This window comes from Jiangella sp. DSM 45060 (assembly GCF_900105175.1).
Classification (GTDB): domain Bacteria; phylum Actinomycetota; class Actinomycetes; order Jiangellales; family Jiangellaceae; genus Jiangella.
Genome location: NZ_LT629771.1, coordinates 107,193 through 123,969, shown reverse-complemented (window position 1 = coordinate 123,969; position 16,777 = coordinate 107,193). Strand labels below are relative to the sequence as shown.

The 16,777-nt window shown below is 69.8% G+C and carries 12 protein-coding genes and 1 tRNA gene; 3 read left to right on the top strand and 10 right to left on the bottom strand.

Annotated features, from left to right (window positions below; translation table 11 throughout):
• Positions 1-51: 51 nt before the first annotated feature.
• The 10 genes from BLU82_RS00625 to BLU82_RS00580 all read right to left on the bottom strand — a co-directional run bounded on the left by BLU82_RS00625 (position 52) and on the right by BLU82_RS00580 (position 13,658).
• A complete protein-coding gene (locus BLU82_RS00625; RefSeq protein WP_092614260.1) occupies positions 52-3,963 on the bottom strand; it encodes a DNA-directed RNA polymerase subunit beta' in 3,912 nt (1,303 codons plus the stop codon).
• Positions 3,964-4,051: 88 nt separating this feature from the next.
• Complete coding sequence (gene rpoB / locus BLU82_RS00620) at positions 4,052-7,522, bottom strand: DNA-directed RNA polymerase subunit beta (protein ID WP_092625244.1); 3,471 nt, start codon at positions 7,520-7,522, stop codon at positions 4,052-4,054.
• A 518-nt stretch (positions 7,523-8,040) separates the two neighbouring features.
• The gene (gene rplL / locus BLU82_RS00615) at positions 8,041-8,433 is read right to left on the bottom strand and encodes a 50S ribosomal protein L7/L12 (protein ID WP_092614257.1); all 393 of its coding nucleotides are present in this window, start codon (positions 8,431-8,433) and stop codon (positions 8,041-8,043) included.
• 78 nt (positions 8,434-8,511) lie between these two features.
• On the bottom strand, positions 8,512-9,099 hold the full coding sequence (rplJ, locus tag BLU82_RS00610; protein WP_092614254.1) for a 50S ribosomal protein L10: 588 nt from the start codon (positions 9,097-9,099) through the stop codon (positions 8,512-8,514).
• A gap of 233 nt (positions 9,100-9,332) precedes the next feature.
• Positions 9,333-11,078 (bottom strand): alpha/beta-hydrolase family protein, encoded by a 1,746-nt coding sequence (locus BLU82_RS00605; RefSeq protein ID WP_092614251.1) that lies wholly within the window; start codon positions 11,076-11,078, stop codon positions 9,333-9,335.
• Between the two features lie 116 nt (positions 11,079-11,194).
• Positions 11,195-11,905 (bottom strand): 50S ribosomal protein L1, encoded by a 711-nt coding sequence (gene rplA, locus BLU82_RS00600; RefSeq protein ID WP_092614248.1) that lies wholly within the window; start codon positions 11,903-11,905, stop codon positions 11,195-11,197.
• Between the two features lie 86 nt (positions 11,906-11,991).
• A complete protein-coding gene (gene rplK / locus BLU82_RS00595) occupies positions 11,992-12,423 on the bottom strand; it encodes a 50S ribosomal protein L11 (RefSeq protein ID WP_092614243.1) in 432 nt (143 codons plus the stop codon).
• Between the two features lie 65 nt (positions 12,424-12,488).
• The gene (gene nusG / locus BLU82_RS00590; protein WP_231947667.1) at positions 12,489-13,238 is read right to left on the bottom strand and encodes a transcription termination/antitermination protein NusG; all 750 of its coding nucleotides are present in this window, start codon (positions 13,236-13,238) and stop codon (positions 12,489-12,491) included.
• Positions 13,239-13,282: 44 nt separating this feature from the next.
• A complete protein-coding gene (secE, locus tag BLU82_RS00585) occupies positions 13,283-13,531 on the bottom strand; it encodes a preprotein translocase subunit SecE (RefSeq protein ID WP_092614235.1) in 249 nt (82 codons plus the stop codon).
• A 54-nt stretch (positions 13,532-13,585) separates the two neighbouring features.
• Positions 13,586-13,658, bottom strand: a tRNA-Trp gene (locus BLU82_RS00580).
• 250 nt (positions 13,659-13,908) lie between these two features.
• On the opposite strand from BLU82_RS00580, the gene BLU82_RS00575 reads away from it, so the two are divergent.
• From BLU82_RS00575 to BLU82_RS00565, 3 genes are read left to right on the top strand one after another with little or no spacing between them, the layout of a single operon-like run.
• A complete protein-coding gene (locus BLU82_RS00575; RefSeq protein ID WP_157740445.1) occupies positions 13,909-15,606 on the top strand; it encodes a M14 family zinc carboxypeptidase in 1,698 nt (565 codons plus the stop codon).
• A 37-nt stretch (positions 15,607-15,643) separates the two neighbouring features.
• Positions 15,644-16,084: a hypothetical protein gene (locus BLU82_RS00570; RefSeq protein WP_092614227.1), complete on the top strand. Its 441-nt coding sequence runs from the start codon at positions 15,644-15,646 to the stop codon at positions 16,082-16,084.
• Positions 16,085-16,124: 40 nt separating this feature from the next.
• Positions 16,125-16,754: a hypothetical protein gene (locus tag BLU82_RS00565; protein WP_092614224.1), complete on the top strand. Its 630-nt coding sequence runs from the start codon at positions 16,125-16,127 to the stop codon at positions 16,752-16,754.
• The last annotated feature ends 23 nt before the right edge of the window (positions 16,755-16,777 follow it).

The following is a 16,777-nucleotide window of genomic DNA, read 5'->3' as shown; positions in this document are numbered from 1 at the left end:
CGGCGCCGCCACCCGCGAAGGGTGACGGCGCCGTCGATCAGAGACGCCGGCTCAGTTGTACGAGCCGAAGTCGTAGTCCTCCAGGCGCACGGCCTCGCCGGACCCCTGGCCGAACTCGTAGTCGGAGTAGTCGGCGCCATAGTCGACCATGGAGTACATGGCCGCCTTGGCCTCCTCGGTCGGCTCGACCCGCAGGTTGCGGTAGCGGGGCAGACCCGTACCGGCCGGGATCAACTTGCCGAGGATGACGTTCTCCTTCAGGCCGATCAGCGGGTCGGACTTGGCGTTGATGGCCGCCTCCGTGAGCACCCGCGTGGTCTCCTGGAACGACGCCGCCGACAGCCACGAGTCGGTGGCCAGCGACGCCTTGGTGATGCCCATCAGCTGCGGACGACCCGAGGCCGGCTGACCGCCCTCGGCGACCGCACGCCGGTTCTCCTCCTCGAACCGCGACCGCTCGACCAGCTCGCCAGGGAGGAGGTCGGTGGTGCCGCTCTCGAGCACGGTGATCCGGCGCAGCATCTGCCGCACGATGATCTCGATGTGCTTGTCGTGGATCGACACACCCTGCGACCGGTAGACCTCCTGGACCTGGTCGGTCAGGAAGACCTGGACCGCCCGCTGGCCCTGGACCCGCAGCACGTCGTGCGGGTCGGCCGTACCGGAGTGCAGCAGCTCACCGACGTCGACGCGGTCGGCCTCCTGCACACGCCACTGGGCGATGCCCGGGGCGCGCCGGTTGGTCCACTCGAACACACGCCGCGACAGCGGGAACGACTGCTCCTCGCCGCCGTCGTCGGGGACGATGACCGCGTGGGCGCCCTTGGCGTCCTCTTCGATGCGGACCCGGCCGGACGACTCCGCGAGCGGAGCCTTGCCCTTCGGGGCGCGCGCCTCGAACAGCTCGACCACACGCGGCAGACCGTGCGTGATGTCCTCACCCGCGACACCGCCGGTGTGGAACGTCCGCATGGTCAGCTGGGTGCCGGGCTCGCCGATGGACTGGGCGGCGATGATGCCGACCGCCTCGCCGACGTCGACGAGCTTGCCCGAGGCCAGCGACCGGCCGTAGCACATGGCGCAGACGCCGGTCTTGCTCTCGCAGGTCAGGACGCTGCGAACGCGGACGTTCTCGACGCCCGCGGCCACCAGGCGGCCGATCTCGACATCGCCGAGGTCGTCGCCGGCCGAGGCCACCTTCGTGCCGTCGGGCGACACGACGTCCTCGGACAGCGAGCGCGCGTAGACCGAGGTCTCGACGTGCTCGTCGACGACCAGCCGGCCGTCGGCGCCGGTGCTGGCGATGGGCAGCGACAGACCACGCTCGGTGCCGCAGTCGACCTCGCGGATGATGACGTCCTGAGAGACGTCGACCAGACGACGGGTCAGGTAACCGGAGTCGGCGGTCCGCAGCGCGGTGTCGGCCAGACCCTTCCGGGCGCCGTGCGTCGAGATGAAGAACTCGACGACGGACAGGCCCTCGCGGAAGCTCGCCTTGATCGGCCGCGGGATGGTCTCACCCTTCGGGTTGGCGACCAGGCCGCGCATACCCGCCAGCTGGCGGATCTGCATCCAGTTACCACGGGCACCGGAGGTGACCATGATGTTGATGGCGTTCTCCGACGCGAACGACGCGCGCATGGCGACGTCGACCGCGTTGGTGGCGTCGGTCCAGATGTCGATGAGCTCCTCACGCCGCTCACCGTCGGAGATGACACCGCGGGCGAAGTTGCGCTCGACCTTCTCGGCCTTCGACTCGAAGCCCTCCAGGATGGAGGCCTTCGTGGGCGGCGGCACGACGTCGTCGAACGAGACGGTGACGCCGGACCGGGTGGCCCAGTGGAAGCCGATCTCCTTCAGCGCGTCGAGCGTGGCGGCCACCTGGATCTTCGGGTACCGCTCGGCGAGGTCGTTGACGATGCTGCCGAGGCGCTTCTTGTCCACGACGGCGTCGACGAACGGGTAGTCGAGCGGCAGCGCCTCGTTGAACAGCGCCCGGCCCAGGGTGGTGCGCAGCGTCAGCGGCTGGCCCGCCTCCCAGTCCTCCGGGGTCTCGTAGCCGGCCGGCGGCACGACGTCGTTCACCCGGATGGTGATGGGCGCCTGCAGCGACAGCTCACCGCGGTCGAACGCGGCGATGCCCTCGGCGACGGACGAGAACGCCCGGCCCTCGCCGGCCTGCTCGGGCCGGTCGGAGGTCAGGAAGTAGATGCCCAGCACCATGTCCTGCGTCGGCATGGTGACCGGCCGGCCGTCGGCCGGCTTGAGGATGTTGTTGCTGGACAGCATGAGGACGCGGGCCTCGGCCTGCGCCTCCGCGGACAGCGGCAGGTGCACGGCCATCTGGTCGCCGTCGAAGTCGGCGTTGAACGCCGTGCAGACGAGCGGGTGGATCTGGATGGCCTTGCCCTCGATCAGCTGCGGCTCGAACGCCTGGATGCCGAGACGGTGCAGCGTCGGCGCCCGGTTCAGCAGCACCGGGTGCTCGGCGATGACCTCCTCGAGGACGTCCCAGACGACCGGGCGGGCGCGCTCGACCATGCGCTTCGCGCTCTTGATGTTCTGCGCGTGCGAGAGGTCGACCAGCCGCTTCATGACGAACGGCTTGAACAGCTCGATCGCCATGCCCTTCGGCAGGCCGCACTGGTGCAGCTTCAGCTGCGGGCCGACGACGATGACCGAACGGCCGGAGTAGTCGACGCGCTTACCCAGCAGGTTCTGCCGGAACCGGCCCTGCTTGCCCTTGAGCATGTCGGAGATCGACTTGAGCGGGCGATTGCCGGGACCCGTGACGGGACGGCCGCGGCGGCCGTTGTCGAACAGCGCGTCCACGGACTCCTGGAGCATCCGCTTCTCGTTGTTGACGATGATCTCCGGCGCGCCGAGGTCGAGCAGCCGCTTGAGGCGGTTGTTCCGGTTGATGACGCGACGGTAGAGGTCGTTGAGGTCGCTGGTCGCGAACCGGCCACCGTCGAGCTGCACCATCGGGCGCAGGTCCGGCGGGATGACCGGGACGGCGTCGAGCACCATGCCGCGGGGGTCGTTCTTCGTCGTCAGGAACGGCGAGACGACCTTGAGCCGCTTCAGCGCACGGGTCTTCTTCTGGCCCTTGCCGGTGCGGATGAGGTCGCGCAGCTTCTCGGCCTCGGCCTCGAGGTCGAAGCCGTCGATGCGCTCCTTGATGGCCTGCGCGCCCATGCCGCCGCGGAAGTACTGACCGAAGCGGTCGCGCATCTCGCGGTACAGCAGCTCGTCGCCCTCGAGGTCCTGGACCTTGAGGTTGCGGAAGCGGTCCCAGACCGCGTTCAGGCGGTCGATCTCGGCGTCGGCGCGCTTGCGCAGCTGGCTCATCTCGCGCTCGGCCGACTCCTTGACCTTGCGGCGAGCGTCGCCCTTGGCGCCCTCGGCCTCGAGCTCGGCGAGGTCGGCCTCGAGCTTCTTCGCGCGGGTCTCGATGTCGGCGTCGCGGCGCTGCTCGACCTGCTTGCGCTCGACGTCGATCTGGCCCTCGAGCGAGGAGAGGTCGCGGTGGCGCGCCTCCTCGTCGACCCAGGTGATCATGTAGGCGGCGAAGTAGATGACCTTCTCGAGGTCCTTCGGGGCGAGGTCGAGCAGGTAGCCCAGCCGCGACGGCACACCCTTGAAGTACCAGATGTGCGTGACGGGGGCGGCCAGCTCGATGTGGCCCATCCGCTCGCGGCGCACCTTGGCGCGCGTGACCTCGACGCCACAGCGCTCACAGATGATGCCCTTGAAGCGGACGCGCTTGTACTTGCCGCAGTAGCACTCCCAGTCGCGGGTGGGGCCGAAGATCTTCTCGCAGAAGAGCCCGTCCTTCTCCGGCTTGAGCGTGCGGTAGTTGATGGTCTCAGGCTTCTTGACCTCGCCGTGCGACCACTCACGGATGTTGTCGGCGGTCGCGAGGCCGATGCGTAGCTCGTCGAAGAAATTGACGTCGAGCACGTGTGTCCTTCTCTCGCTCAGATGTTTCAGGTCTGTGGTGGCTGGCGGAAATGGGAGGCCGGCTCAGCGGACCGGCCTCCCACCACCGTCAGACCTCTTCGACGCTGCTCGGCTCGCGCCGGGACAGGTCGATTCCGAGTTCTTCGGCCGCGCGGAAGACGTCTTCGTCGGTCTCCCGCATCTCGATCTGCGATCCGTCACTGGAGAGCACTTCGACGTTGAGGCACAACGCCTGCATCTCCTTGAACAGCACCTTGAACGACTCGGGGATACCCGACTCGGGGATGTTCTCGCCCTTGACGATGGCCTCGTAGACCTTGACCCGGCCGGGGACGTCGTCGGACTTGATGGTGAGCAGCTCCTGCAGCGCGTACGCGGCGCCGTAGGCCTGGAGTGCCCAGACCTCCATCTCGCCGAAACGCTGGCCGCCGAACTGCGCCTTACCACCCAGCGGCTGCTGGGTGACCATCGAGTACGGACCGGTCGACCGGGCGTGGATCTTGTCGTCGACGTGGTGGTTGAGCTTCAGGATGTACATGTAGCCCACCGCCACCGGCTTCGGGAACGGCTCACCGGACCGGCCGTCGAACAGCTGGGCCTTGCCGTCGCCACCCACCAGGCGGACGCCGTCGCGGGTCTTGAGCGTCGACCCGAGCAGGCCGGCGATCTCGTCCTCGCGCGCACCGTCGAAGACCGGCGTGGCGACCTTGGTGTCGGCCGGCGCCTCGGCGGCGCCGATGCCGCGCAGCCGCGTCTTCCACTCCTCGTCGTCGCCCTCGACCTGCCAGCCGGTCTTGGCCACCCACCCGAGGTGGGTCTCCATGACCTGGCCGAGGTTCATGCGGCTCGGGACGCCCAGCGGGTTCAGCACCATGTCGACCGGGGTGCCGTCCTCGAGGAACGGCATGTCCTCGACCGGGAGGATCTTGGCGATGACGCCCTTGTTGCCGTGGCGGCCGGCGAGCTTGTCGCCGTCCTGGATCTTGCGCATCTGAGCGATGTAGACGCGGACCAGCTGGTTGACGCCCGGCGGGAGCTCGTCGCCCTCGTCGCGGTCGAACACCCGGACGCCGATGACCTTGCCGGACTCGCCGTGGGGCACCTTCAGCGAGGTGTCGCGGACCTCGCGCGCCTTCTCACCGAAGATCGCGCGGAGCAGCCGCTCCTCCGGGGTCAGCTCGGTCTCGCCCTTCGGGGTGACCTTGCCGACCAGGATGTCGCCGTTGGTGACCTCGGCGCCGATGCGGATGATGCCGCGCTCGTCGAGGTCGGCCAGTACCTCGTCGGAGACGTTCGGGATGTCCCGCGTGATCTCCTCGGGGCCCAGCTTGGTGTCGCGGGCGTCGACCTCGTGCTCCTCGATCTTGATCGAGGTGAGGACGTCGTCCTGGATGAGCCGCTGCGAGATGACGATGGCGTCCTCGTAGTTGTGGCCCTCCCACGACATGAACGCGACCAGCAGGTTCTTGCCCAGCGCCATCTCACCGAGCTCGGTGGACGGGCCGTCGGCGATGACCTGGCCGGCCTCGATGCGCTGCCCTTCGTCGACGACGGGGCGCTGGTTGATGCACGACCCGGCGTTGGAGCGGCGGAACTTGGCCAGCTGGTAGGTCTGGTAGGTGCCGTCGTCGGCCATGACGGTGATGTAGTCGGCCGACAGCTCGGTGACCACACCGCTCTTCTCGGCCAGGATGACGTCGCCGGCGTCCTCGGCCGCGTGCGACTCCATGCCGGTGCCGACCAGCGGCGACTCGGAGCGGAGCAGCGGCACGGCCTGGCGCTGCATGTTCGAGCCCATGAGCGCGCGGTTGGCGTCGTCGTGCTCGAGGAACGGGATCATGGCGGTGGCCACGGACACCATCTGCCGCGGCGAGACGTCCATGTAGTCGACCTCGGCGCCCGGCACGGTCTCGATCTCGCCGCCGCGCTTGCGCACCAGCACCTTGTCTTCGGCGAACCGGCTGTCGTCGGTCAGCGGCGCGTTGGCCTGCGCGATGACCCGGCGGTCCTCCTCGTCGGCGCTCAGGTACTCGATGTCGTCGGTGACCTGGCCGTCGATGACCCGGCGGTACGGCGTCTCGATGAAGCCGAACGGGTTGATGCGCCCGTATGTGGCCAGCGAGCCGATGAGGCCGATGTTCGGGCCTTCAGGGGTCTCGATGGGACACATGCGGCCGTAGTGCGACGGGTGGACGTCGCGGACCTCCATGCCGGCCCGCTCGCGGGACAGACCACCCGGACCCAGCGCGTTGAGCCGGCGCTTGTGCGTCAGCCCGGCCAGCGGGTTGGTCTGGTCCATGAACTGCGACAGCTGGGACGTTCCGAAGAACTCCTTGATCGCGGCCACGACCGGACGGATGTTGATCAGCGTCTGCGGCGTGATGGCCTCGACGTCCTGCGTGGTCATGCGCTCGCGGACGACGCGCTCCATGCGCGACAGACCGGTGCGGACCTGGTTCTGGATGAGCTCGCCGACCGTGCGGATGCGGCGGTTGCCGAAGTGGTCGATGTCGTCGACCTCGACCGGCACCGTGGTGTCGCCGGTCGTCAGCTCCGTCTCGTTGGCGTGCAGCCGCACGAGGTAGCGCAGCGTGCCGACGATGTCGTCCATGGTCAGCGTGCTCTGGTCGAGCGCGAGGTCGACGCCGAGCTTCTTGCCCAGCTTGTACCGGCCGACGCGGGCGAGGTCGTAGCGCTTCGGGTTGAAGTAGGCGTTCTCGAGCAGCTGCTGAGCGGCCTCGCGCGTGGGCGGCTCGCCCGGACGCATCTTCCGGTAGATGTCGAGCAGCGCTTCGTCCTGGGTGGTGGTGTGGTCCTTCTCCAGGGTGGCGCGCATCGACTCGTAGTCGCCGAACTCCTCGAGGATCTGCTCGTTCGTCCAGCCCATGGCCTTGAGCAGCACCGTGACGTTCTGCTTGCGCTTGCGGTCGAGGCGGACGCCGACCATGTCGCGCTTGTCGATCTCGAACTCGAGCCAGGCGCCCCGCGACGGGATGACCTTGGCGGTGTAGATGTCCTTGTCGGACGTCTTGTCGAGCGAGCGCTCGAAGTACAGGCCCGGCGACCGCACCAGCTGCGACACGACGACGCGCTCGGTGCCGTTGACGATGAACGTCCCCTTCGGGGTCATGAGCGGGAAGTCGCCCATGAACACGGTCTGGGACTTGATCTCGCCGGTCTCGTTGTTGATGAACTCGGCGGTGACGAACAGCGGCGCGGAGTACGTGAAGTCGCGCATCTTGCACTCGTCGATGCTGTTCTTCGGGTCCTCGAACCGGGGGTTCGAGAACGACAGCGACATCGTCGCCGAGAAGTCCTCGATGGGACTGATCTCGTCGAGGATCTCCTGCAGGCCCGAGGTGGTGTTGACGTCGGTACGCCCCTCGGCCTCGGCGGCGGCGACACGCGCCTGCCAGCGCTCGTTGCCGAGCAGCCAGTCGAAGCTGTCTATCTGGAGGGCGAGCAGGTTCGGGACGTCAAGAGGTTCGCGAATCTTGGCAAAAGAGATACGACGCGAGACATTGGGGCCAGCAGTGGTGGTGGGCGTGACGGCCAACAGGGGTCCTTCCGAGGGCACACGGTCGGAATGCACGCGCAGTCCTCAACCCAAGCGGGCAGCATCGGCGAAGGGCAGCGCAAAGCTGCAGTCTAACCCAATGGGCACACTGCTGTCGAGTGGTCAGCCACTCCGCGCTTCCTTCTGTCTCGCATCCCCCACCCCACTGCCCGATCAGCATCTCGTCCGTAGCCGCCCCACGTCAAGCACCGAAGCCCCGCTTGTCCCCGATGTGGCACCTGAAATGCCGCATTCGCCGTGCTCAGCGGCCGATCGGTGACTCATCCGAACGTACGATCCAGTGGCGCGCCGGGGGTCTGGAGCCGGTCGGCGCGGCTGGATGCCCTGGTCGTGCGGATCGGCGCGGAAGCCGGAAATTTCGCTGACGGCGAACGGAGTGGCGTCGATTCCCAGTTTCTGGACGGGTGCCGAGCCACCGGCCCACGGCGCCGGCAACGCGAACGGGCCCGGCACCCCGCGAAGGGGGTACCGGGCCCGCAGGCTGTCAGCGGGTCAGCGACTCACTTGACGGAGACGGTGGCGCCGGCGGCCTCGAGGGCCTCCTTGGCCTTGTCCGCGGCCTCCTTGTTGACCTTCTCCAGCAGCGGCTTCGGCGCGGCCTCGACGAGGTCCTTGGCCTCCTTGAGGCCGAGCGACGTCAGCGCGCGGACCTCCTTGATGACCTGGATCTTCTTGTCGCCGGCCGACTCGAGGACGACGTCGAACTCGTCCTTCTCCTCCTCGGCCGGGGCGGCGCCGGCGGGACCAGCGGGACCGGTAGCGGCGGCGACGGCGACCGGGGCGGCCGCGGTGACCTCGAAGGTCTCCTCGAACTTCTTCACGAACTCGGAGAGCTCGATCAGAGTCATCTCCTTGAACGCGTCGAGCAGCTCGTCGCTGTTGAGCTTCGCCATGGTGGCGGTTCCTTTCTCTGTTCGGCTGAATGCCGGGTTGTCGTACGGGCTCGGGGCCGTGGGACGACCCCCGGGCGTTCAGCCCTCGTTCTGCTCCGCCGGCTCGGCCGCGTCGGCGGCCTCGGCGGCGGGTGCCTCGGCGGCAGGCGCCTCGGCTTCGACCTTCTGCCGCAGCGCCTCGACGACGCGAGCGGTCTGCGCCAGCGGCGCGTTGAACAGCGACACCGCGTTCTGCAGCGAAGCCTTCATCGCACCGGCCAGCTTGGCCAGCAGGACGTCGCGCGACTCGAGGTCGGCGAGCTTCGTGATCTCCTCGCCGGTGAGCGGCGCCCCGTCGAGCAGGCCACCCTTCACCACGAGGACGGGGTTCGCCTTGGCGAAGTCACGCAGACCCTTCGCGGCCTCGACCGGGTCGCCCTTGACGAAGGCGATGGCCGACGGGCCGGAGAGGTAGTCGTCGAGCCCCGAGACCCCGGCTTCCTTCGCCGCGATCTTGGTCAGCGTGTTCTTCACCACGGCGTAGGACGCGTTCCCACCGAGCGACCGACGCAGTTCCGTCAGCTGCTTGACGGTGAGGCCGCGGTACTCGGTCAGCACGACCGCGTTGCTGGCACGGAACTCGTCCGCGAGCTCGGCGACCGCGGCTGCCTTGTCAGGCCTCGCCATGGGGCTCCTTCTCCAGATGGTGGTGCCGGAGGAGACCCGCAGACATGAAGAACGCCCCGGCGCAGGCACGGGGCGAAGAAGACCGGCGGCAACACCGACGGCGCGACATTCGTCTCTCACCTGCGCGGGCCGCCCACATGGCTGTGGGTCCTTCGTCACGCTCGACGAGCGAACGTGAGACCGGCGGTCTTTGGCAGCGTCCATGGTACGGGCACCGGGGCGCCGTCGCCAAATCAGCCGAACGGGCCGGTCTTCTGGTCCTGGAACGAGTGCACCATGTCGCGCAGCTCGTCGGTGCGCCCGGCCGGCCAGTCGTCCGGCGGCGCGACCGCCAGCCAGGCGTCGACCAGCTCGCCGCCGTAGTTGTGCCCGTGCCCGGCCGGGACCGTCGCCGACAGCGCCATATCGGCAGTGACCTGCCAGAACGTGACGAACGGATACCAGTCGAGGGTGGGCAGGACGTCGGGCCCGTGCTCTTCGTCGATCCACTCCGGCCGCTCGAACATCAGGTCCCACGACCACAGCGTCACGGGATCGGAGGCGTGCTGCAGGAACAGCACCGGCGGGCCGTCGTCGAAGGTGAGGTCCATCGGCTCCTGCCAGCCGCCCCAGAACTTCACCTCGCGACCGCCGTCGACGACGGGCAGCCGGGCCGGCGAGCCGGCGTCGCGCTCGGCCGTCAGCTCCGTGCGCAGCCCGTGCCGGCTGGGCGAGCCGACCCAGAGCGCGCCGTCGACCTTCGAGCGCAGGTCGTCCAGCGAGTCGAACGCGGACGCGCTGCCCATGGCGCCGAGGCTCTCGCCGTACACGAGCAACTTCGGCCGCTGCGACGGCGGACGCTCCAGCCACGCCTCGTGGACGGCCTCGAACAGCGCCTGGCCGGCGATGCGGACCTGCTCCTGGTCGGCGACGAACGAGATCCAGCTCGGCAGGTAGGAGTACTGCATCGCGACGATGGCGGAGTCGCCGTTGTAGAGGTACTCCAGCGCATCGGCCGCGGCGCCGTCGACCCAGCCAGTGCCGGTCGTCGTCACCACCACGAGGACCTCACGGTCGAAGCCGCCGGCCCGCTCCAGCTCACGCACGGCCAGCGACGCCAGCCCGGCCGGCGTCTCGGCGGAGTCCATGCCGACGTAGGCCCGGACCGGGTCGAGCGCCGGCCGGCCGCTGAACTGCGTCAGGTCGTCCACCGTCGGCCCGGACGACACGAACTCGCGGCCCTTGCGGCCGAGCGAGTCCCACGTCACCAGCGAGCCGGGGCCGCCGGAGTGCGTCGCGGAGCCGGGCGCGTTGTTGCCGGCCTCGGTCTCCATGTTGACCGCCGCGAACGCGTCGTTGGCCACGCCCAGCAGCGTCGGGTAGAGCAGCCCGGTCCACGACCAGAACGCCACCCCGCCGACGCACAGCACCGACGCGACCAGCGCGACCTGAGGCGGCACCCACCGGCCGAAGAACCGGCGCAGCCGCCGCGACGCGCCGCGCAGGAGCCGGGCCAGCGCCAGGAACACCACGAAGATGGCGCCGGCGACCAGCAGGATCAGCAGGTAGTGGTTGGGCCCCGGGCTCTCGACGTCCATCAGGGCGCGCAGTTCGGTCTGCCAGGCGGCGTTGTCGGCGAGGTACCAGGCGATCGCCGCGGCCGACACGCCTGCCAGGCCCCACCAGGCGATCAGCCGGGTCCGAGCGGACGGCGCCAGCAACTGCGGCCGCGCCCGGCGCACGACGAGCCGGACCACCCAGGCGATCAGCACGCCGAGCGCGTAGCCGATGGTCGCCGTCAGTCCGCTCACCATCGCTTGGTAGACCCACACACGTGGCAGCAGCGTCGGCGTCAGCGACCAGCAGAAGAAGCAGACGGCGCCGATCAGGCCGCCGTAGTCGGGCCGCAGCCAGACCAGGAACCGGCCGAGCACCGGGATCTGCCGCACCGACGGCAGCCCGCGGCGGGCGGACGCGCCACGGTCGAGCAGCTGCGTCACCGGTACCACGTCCCGACGCCGGCACGGACAGGACAGCACGACCGCCGCGAGCCAGCGGACTGGCTCGCGGCGGTCGGCGGGCGGTGAGCCGTCAGCAACGGCTCACCGATTCGAGCTCATGCGTCGGCGGACTCCGCCGCACGGACCTTCGACGGGTCGAGCGGAATGCTCGGGCCCATGGTCGTGGTGAGCGTCGCCTTGCGGATGTAGCGGCCCTTCGACGCCGACGGCTTGAGCCGGTTGACCTCGTCGAGCGCGGCAGCGTAGTTGTCGGCGAGTGCCTGCTCGGTGAACGACGTCTTGCCGATGATGAAGTGCAGGTTGGCGTGGCGGTCGACCCGGAACTCGATCTTGCCGCCCTTGATGTCGGACACGGCCTTCTCGACGTCCATGGTGACGGTGCCGGTCTTGGGGTTCGGCATCAGGCCGCGCGGGCCGAGCACCCGGCCCAGCCGGCCGACCTTGCCCATGAGGTCGGGCGTGGCGACCACGGCGTCGAAGTCGAGCCGGCCGCCCTGGACCTCCTCGACCAGCTCGTCGCCGCCGACGATGTCAGCACCCGCCGCCTTGGCCTCCTCGGCCTTCGGACCGACGGCGAAGACCAGGACCCGAGCGGTCTTGCCGGTGCCGTGCGGGAGGTTGACGGTGCCGCGGACCATCTGGTCCGCCTTGCGGGGGTCGACGCCCAGCCGCAGCGCGACCTCGACGGTGGAGTCGTACTTGGTGGTCGACGTCTCGCGGGCCAGCTTGACGGCCTCGGCGGGGTTGTACAGGCGGTCGCGGTCGATCTTCTCGGCCGCGGCGCGGTAGGACTTGCTGCGCTTCATGTCTTCTCCTCGTGGTTCCTGGAGTCGTGGTGCGGGCCCAGCGCTGGGACCCTCCCACTGGCCGGCCGGTCTGCCCGGCCGGCGGTTCAGTCGGCGACCGTGACGCCCATCTGACGGGCGGTGCCCGCGATGATCTTCTCGGCGGCCTCGACGTCGTTGGCGTTGAGGTCGGGCATCTTCTGCTCGGCGATGGCCCGCAGCTGCTCGCGGCTGATCGACGCGACCTTCACGCGGTGCGGCTCGCCGGAGCCCTTGTCGATGCCCGCGGCCTTGAGGATCAGCTTGGCGGCCGGCGGCGTCTTCGTGACGAAGGTGAAGGTGCGGTCCTCGTAGACCGTGATCTCCACCGGGATGACGTTGCCGCGCTGCGACTCGGTGGCCGCGTTGTACGCCTTGCAGAACTCCATGATGTTGACGCCGTGCTGGCCCAGCGCGGGGCCGACCGGCGGTGCGGGGGTCGCCTGGCCGGCCTGGATCTGGAGCTTGATCAGGCCTGCGACCTTCTTCTTCGCTGGCATTCCTCGGGTCCTTGTCGTGATGGTGATGCTGTCCCATGCGCACCGGACGGCGCGCTCGGGGACCGTCAGAGCTTCTGGATCTGGTTGAACGAGAGCTCGACGGGGGTCTCGCGGCCGAAGATCTCGACCAGTCCCTTGATCTTCTGGGAGTCGGCGTTGATCTCGTTGATGGTCGCGTGCAGGGTGGCGAACGGCCCGTCGACCACCATGACGGAGTCGCCGACCTGGAAGTCTACGACCTCGACCTGCTTCTTCTCCTCGGCCGGCTTGGCCTGCTCGGCCACCTGCGGTGCGAGCCACCGCTCGACCTCGTCGAGGCCCAGCGGGATGGGCTGGTGCGCGTGCCCGACGAACCCGGTGACGGCCGGGGTGTTGCGGACCGCGGACCACGACTCGTCGGTCATGTCCATGCGCACGAGCACGTAGCCGGGGAAGCGGTTGCGCTTCACCAGGCGGCGCTGGCCGTTCTTGATCTCGGCGACCTCTTCGGTCGGGACCTCGATCTCGAAGATGAAGTCCTCCATGTTGAGGCTGCCGATGCGGTTCTCGAGGTTGGCCCGGACCCGGTTCTCCATGCCGGAGTAGGTCTGGACGACGAACCACTCGCCCGGCTTGGCGCGCAGCACCCGGCGGAACTCGGCCAGCGGGTCGGTCTCCTCGGACTCGTCGGCGCCGGTGGCGTCGTCGGCGTCGTCCGTGCCGGACTCCCCGGACTCGGCGGCCTCCGCCTCGGGGGCAGCCTCGGCCGGACCGGGCTCGCCCGCGGGCGACTGCTCGGTCTCGGCGTCCTCGATGGTCGACTCGTGCTCGGACACGGTGTGCGCTTCTTCCTCCTGGGTGCGGCTGACCACGGGATCGATCAGCCGAAGACCTTGAACATCGCCCAGCCCAGGCCCAGATCGAGCAGCGAGACGGTGGCGATCATGATCGCCACGAAGACGAGCACGACGGCCGTGTATGTCAGCAGCTCCTTGCGGGTCGGGTAGACGACCTTCCGCAGCTCGGCCACGACCTGGCGGATCCAGAGCGACAGCCGGGCGAACGGCCCGCGGCGCCGGGGCGAACGCGGACGCTCGGGTGTAGCGGTCTTGCCGCTGGTCTCCGTCACGTGCTACCTCGCTGACTCTGGAACAACGTCAGGCCGCTGGGTGTGGCGACCTCGCAGGGCAGGAGGGACTTGAACCCCCAACCGCCGGTTTTGGAGACCGGTGCTCTACCAATTGAGCTACTGCCCTTCGAATGGACCCGACCGTTCCAGCCGAAGATGTGCGGGCACGCTTCGGCTGGGGGTCCGGCGACCACCCAAGAGTGAGAGTGTACGGGGTGAGGGGCGCCCTGGTCGAACTCGCTGCGGAGAGCGCTCTTCACCACCACGAAGGTCATAACGAGATCACCCCTCGGTCCGTTCCTTGACCTCCGCGCGGGCGCGACGGAATGATCACGATTCGAGCGAGATGTCACCTGCCGTCGACCGGGAGGCAGCCCGTGGCCACAGCGACCGTCCCCGTCCGTCTCGCCGCCGGCGCGCTCGCGCTCGGCCTGGCCGGAGCGCTCTTCGCCGGGCCGGTCGCGGCCGGCCGCCCCGCACCGTCCGCCACTCTGCCCGGCGCGGAGGTCACCGTGGTCCGCGTCGAAGCGGGGACCGACGACGACCGCCGCCGGCTGCTCGGCCTCGGCCTGGACGTCGTCGACGCCGACGAGAGCGGCGCCGAGCTGTTCCTCTACGACGACGCCGAGGCGGCGGCCCTGCGCGCCGCCGGGTTCGACCCGGTCGTCGTCGACCACGACCGGTCGCCGGCCGCGCTTGCGCTGGAGGCGACCCGCGCCGCCGAGGAGCGGGCGGAGGCCACGGCGGCGACGTCCGAGCTGCCGACCGGGCGGGTGTCGTACCGCACGCTGGACGAGATCGAGGCCGAGCTGGCCGCGCTGGAGGCGGCGTACCCGGACCTCGTGCGCCGGTTCGCGCTGCCGCACCCGACGCTGCTCGGCCGCACCGTGTACGGCGTCGAGATCTCCCGCGACGTGCACGCGCCGTCCGGTGAGCCGGTGTTCCTCACCACCGGCGTGCACCACGCGCGCGAGTGGCCGACCGCCGAGGTCACGCTGGAGTTCGCGTGGGACGTGCTCCAGCACGACGGCGCCGACGAGCGCGTCACCCGGCTGCTGGACAGCACGACGATGATCGTGGTGCCCGTGGTGAACCCGGACGGCTACGAGCTGTCGCGCAGCCTCGTCAACGAGCAGAAGCGGAAGAACTGCCGGGTGGAGCACGGCGTCGTCCCCACGTACGAGCAGTGCGCCGACCCCGTCAACGCGAACCGGGGCGTCGACCTCAACCGCAACTACGCGCCGTTCTGGGGCGGGCCCGGGTCCAGCGGCAGCCAGACCGCGAGCAACCACTACGGCGAGGCGCCGTACTCCGAGCCGGAGATCCGCAACATCGCCGAGCTGACCGCCGCCCACCAGGTCACCGTCGCCGTGCACAACCACTCGCCGGACGGCCGCCTGCTGCGCGCCCCCAGCTCGCCGCTGGAGCCGGTGCCGGCCGACGTCGAGGCGTACGACGCGCTGGCCCAGGAGCTGGGCGCCGCGCTGGACTGGCCGGCCGGGCCGTGGCCGGAGATCTACTACGAGGCCAGCGGCGTCGCCGAGCAGAACGCCTACTACACCGCCGGGATCTTCGGGTTCACGACGGAGATGACGCCCGGCCACGACGGGCTGGCGCGATTCCACCCGCCGTACGAGTACGTCGTCGACCAGTACTTCGGCACCGGCAGCTACCCCGGGTCCAGCATGCGCGAGGCGCTGCTGATCGCGTGGGACGCCGCCGCGGACCCGGCGCTGCACTCGGTGCTCACCGGGCGGGCCAAGGCCGGTGTCGAGCTGACGATCTCGAAGGACGTCGTCGTCGACTCCTCGCCGATGGCGGGCGCGGTCCTCTCGACCCCGGTGGCGCTCTCGTCGACGCTGACGGTGCCGGCGAGCGGCCGGTTCGAGTGGCACGTCCAGCCGTCGCCGCGGCCCAGCCAGTACGAGTCCGCGCGGCTGCCGGAGAGTTGGACGGTGTCCTGCCGCAACCGCTCCGGCCGGGTCGTGCACAGCCAGCAGGTGACGATCGAGCGCGGCCAGAGCACCGACCTGGACCTGCGCCGTTGCCCGGCCGTGGCGCCGCGGGGCCGCTAGAGTCGATACACGGGCCCGCGACGGGACGGAGAACGGCATGAGCGGCACGGCAGCCGAGTTGCGCCCACCCCGCGACGTCGTCCGAGCCGTGTGGCTCATGTACGCCGGCGCCGCCCTGACGGCCCTGCTCGGCCTGCTGCGGCTGATCGACCCCGACGCGTACGAGGACGCCCTCGACACCTCGTCCGGCACCAGCGCCCGCGGCTCGTACGTCGTCTTCCTGTTCGTCGTGGCGGCGATCTGGCTGCTCGTGGCCCGGTACTGCGCTCACGGCAGCCGGCGGGCCCGGCGGGCCGCGGCCTTCTTCGCCGTGCTGTACGTGGCCTCGGTCGTCGCCGTACTCGCCGGGCGGCCCCGGTTCGACCTCTACAACGTGGTGAGCGTTCTCATCGCGGTGGTGGCGGTCGCGGTGATCTGGCTGTTGTACCGGCCCGATTCGCGGCGCTGGTTCCTGCGTCGACCCCCTCCGACCAGCTAGGGTGCGCCAGAAAGGCACCCGACGACATGGAGAAACGACCATGAGTGGCACCACCCCTCCGCCGGGATCCGGTCCGGGCGAGGACGAGAACCCGTACGCGCAGTCGGGCCAGGGCCGGCCGCCCGAGCAGCCGTGGGGAGCCACGCCGCCGCCCAGCGGGCCGCCGGCGTGGAGCGGGCCGGTCGACGGGGGTTCCGCCGCCTGGGGCGAGCCGGCGCCGCCGTCCGAGCCGCCGCAGTCGATCCGCCGCGCCGCCATCCTCATGTACGTCGGCGCCGGCCTGTCCGCGCTCGGCCTGCTGTTCACGCTGCTGGCGCGCGACTCCATCCGCGACGCGATCCGCGACAACGACAGCAGCCTCAGCGCCGACGACGTCGACGCCGCCGCCAACCTCATCGTCGGGGTGGGCATCGTGGTCGGCCTCCTCGGCGCCGCGCTGTGGCTGTGGATGGCCTACGCCAACAAGGCCGGCAAGTCGTGGGCCCGGGTGGTCGCCACCGTGCTCGGTGGTCTGAACATCCTGTTCACGCTGTTCTCGCTGAGCGGTGGCGGCGGCCTCAACCTGCTCATCAACGTGGTGACCATCGCGCTGGCGGCGTACATCCTGTACCTGCTGTACAGGCCCGACTCCAGCGCCTACTACGCCGCCGTCAGCGGCAAGCGGCGCTGACGCCGTCCAATCGGCGCAACCCC